Genomic DNA, 2,781 nt, shown 5'->3' with positions numbered 1-2,781 from the left:
CCGGATGAAGCTCGCGCTGGCGAAGGACGGCACGTTCGACATCACGGCGGCGCCGCTCAAGCCGCTGCCGGCGGGGCCGGTCGGTGTGCTGCTTGCGTCGGCGCACGGCTTCGCGCCGACCCGCGCGAGCGATGCACTGCTGCTGCACAAGACCACGCGCCGGGCCGAATACGACCGCGCGTGGCAGGCGGCGGAGGCGCTCGGCGGGTTCGACATGCTGTTCGTCAACGAGCGCGGCGAGGTGACGGAAGGCGGGCGCTCGAACTTGTTCGTGAAGCTCGACGGCCAGTGGGTGACGCCGCCGCTGGCGTCCGGCGTGCTGCCGGGCGTGATGCGCGGGGTGCTGCTCGACGATCCCGCATTCGGGGCCGTGGAGCGCGTCGTGACGCGCGACGATCTCGCACGCGCGCAGGGGCTGCTGCTGACCAATGCGCTGCGCGGTGCGCTCGACGCGGTGCGCTCGACGCGGTGCTGAAGTGACGAGGTGACGGAGCGGGCGCCGTATGCTTGCTCCGGTGCCACGAACTCGTTCATCCACGCGGCGCACAAACGAAAAAGCGCGGCGCCCCGCAAAGGGCGCCGCGCTTTTTTACATCCGGTCTTCCACGTCAGAACGAGTGTTCGGGGCCGGGGAACGACCGATCCTTCACCGCGCTCACGTAGGCTTCGACGGCCGCCTGGATGTTCGGCTGCCCCTGCATGAAATCCTTCACGAAACGCGGCCGCTTGCCGGGGAATACGCCGAGCATGTCGTGCAGCACGAGCACCTGCCCCGAGCAGTCGACGCCGGCGCCGATGCCGATCGTCGGGATCTTCAGCATGTGCGTGACTTCGGCCGCGACGAGCGTCGGCACGGCTTCGAGCACGACGAGCTGCGCGCCGGCATCCTCGATCGCGCGCGCATCGCGCAGCAGTTGCGCGGCGCCGGCCTCGGTCTTGCCCTGAACCTTGAAGCCGCCGAACGCATGCACCGACTGCGGCGTGAGGCCGAGGTGCGCACAGACGGGCACCGAGCGTTCGACGAGGAAGCGGATCGTGTCGGCGAGCCATTCGCCGCCTTCGAGCTTGACCATCTGCGCGCCCGCGCGCATCAGCTTGACCGCGTTCGCGAACGCGTCGACCGGCGTGCCGTACGTGCCGAACGGCAGATCGGCGACGACGAGCGCGCGCGGCTGCGCCCGTGCGACACAGGCGGTGTGGTACGCGATGTCGTCGATCGACACGGGCAGCGTGGTCGTGTGGCCCTGCAGCACGTTGCCGAGCGAATCGCCGATCAGCAGCACGTCGGTGCCGGCGCGATCGAGCAGCGCGGAAAAGCTCGCGTCGTAGCAGGTGAGCATCGCGATCTTCTCGCCGGCGTCGCGCATTGCCTGCAGCTTGGGTACCGTCACGGCAGGCCGGCTCGATTCCTGGAGATAGGTCATGGGAAATCCGGGTCGATGGGGGTAGAACGACAGGCGGGACGCGTCAGCGCGTCGTCTCGCCCTTGACGAAGAATTCCTTGCGGCCGCGCATCGTCTCGATGCGCTCGACCAGCAGGGCGAGATCTTCCGGGGAATCCAGCGGGTTCAGGTGTTCGGCTGCGACCGTCAGCACCGGCGTGCGGTCGTAGTGGTAGAAGAATTCGTTGTACGCGTCGACCAGCGAGCGCAGGTATGCGTCGCTGATCTGCAGTTCCATCGGCAGCCCGCGCTTCTGGATGCGCGAGAACAGCACTTCGGGGCTGGCCTGCAGATAGACGACGAGATCGGGCGACGGCGCCTGCGGCACGTCGACGTGCGCGGCGACCGAGCGATACAGCTGCCACTCGTCTTCCGGCAGGTTCAGCCGCGCGAAGATGTCGTTCTTCTGCGGCATGAAATCGGCGATGACGGGGCGGCCGGTTTCGAGCGCGCCGATCAGCTCGCGCGCCTGCTGCGCGCGCTGCAGCGCGAACGACAGCTGGACCGGCAGCGCGTAGCGCGCGGTGTCGCGGTAGAAGCGTTCGAGGAACGGATTGTCCTGCGGGCGCTCGAGCAGCGTCTGCATCGACCAGCGCTCGCCGAGCAGGCGCGCGAGCGACGTCTTGCCGACGCCGATCGGCCCTTCGATCACGAGATAGCGGTGCGGGGCGCGCAGGTCGGGCGCGGTGACGGTCAGCGGAGTCGAGTTCATCGGCAGCGGGTCTTGTCGGCGTCTTCGCCGGCAGCGAGCGCCTTCTGCATCAGGCACTGGCAGGTTTGCACCTTTTCGACGCGCTGATCCGCGACGGCGGCGAGAAAGGCGTCGGCACGGCCGCGCGCGGGGATGTCGAGCGCCGGCTCGATCTCGACGAGCGGCACGAGCGCGAATGCGCGGTCGGTGAGGCGCGGGTGCGGGACGATCAGGTCGGGTTCGTCGATCGAATCGGCGCCGAACAGCAGGATGTCGAGGTCGAGCGTGCGCGGCGCATTGCGATACGGGCGCTCGCGGCCGAAGTGATGTTCGATCTTCTGGCAGAGCGCGAGCAGCTCGCGGGCCGACAGCGTCGTGTCGAGCTTGACGACGCAGTTGTAGTAGTCGTCGCCGCCCGCTTCGAAAGGCGCCGTGCGATACAGGCTCGACTTGCCGAGGATCGAGATGGTGCGCTGCTGCGCGAGGCACGTAATAACTTCGTATAGCATACATTATACGAAGTTATACGAGAAAGTGCGCGGTTATTTCGCGGCATTGGCGAATGCCGGCGAAAGACCCTCTTGAAATTGCAGTTTTCGCCCTTATTTGCACCAGTAATGTGCGGTGCCGTCGGGTATACGTCCGACG

At 67.3% G+C, this 2,781-nt stretch carries 4 protein-coding genes; 1 reads left to right on the top strand and 3 read right to left on the bottom strand.

Annotation, left to right across the window (positions count from 1 at the left end):
• Positions 1 to 475 (top strand): aminotransferase class IV (locus JMF90_RS32170; protein ID WP_201325942.1); only part of this gene is annotated, 475 nt, incomplete at its 5' end.
• 133 nt (positions 476 to 608) lie between these two features.
• Here the strand turns inward: JMF90_RS32170 and panB are convergent.
• From panB to folK, 3 genes are read right to left on the bottom strand one after another with little or no spacing between them, the layout of a single operon-like run.
• Complete coding sequence (gene panB, locus JMF90_RS32165; protein WP_006476834.1) at positions 609 to 1,424, bottom strand: 3-methyl-2-oxobutanoate hydroxymethyltransferase; 816 nt, start codon at positions 1,422 to 1,424, stop codon at positions 609 to 611.
• Positions 1,425 to 1,467: 43 nt separating this feature from the next.
• Positions 1,468 to 2,154: a deoxynucleoside kinase gene (locus JMF90_RS32160; RefSeq protein ID WP_174434807.1), complete on the bottom strand. Its 687-nt coding sequence runs from the start codon at positions 2,152 to 2,154 to the stop codon at positions 1,468 to 1,470.
• On the bottom strand, positions 2,151 to 2,642 hold the full coding sequence (gene folK / locus JMF90_RS32155; protein WP_201325941.1) for a 2-amino-4-hydroxy-6-hydroxymethyldihydropteridine diphosphokinase: 492 nt from the start codon (positions 2,640 to 2,642) through the stop codon (positions 2,151 to 2,153). The genes JMF90_RS32160 and folK overlap by 4 nt, the downstream gene beginning before the upstream one ends.
• Between the last annotated feature and the right edge of the window lie 139 nt (positions 2,643 to 2,781).

Source organism: Burkholderia sp. E168m23 (genome assembly GCF_016586125.1).
Lineage (GTDB): Bacteria > Pseudomonadota > Gammaproteobacteria > Burkholderiales > Burkholderiaceae > Burkholderia > Burkholderia orbicola.
Note: the sequence above shows the minus strand (reverse complement) of the source record. Positions and strands in the feature narration are given on the sequence as shown.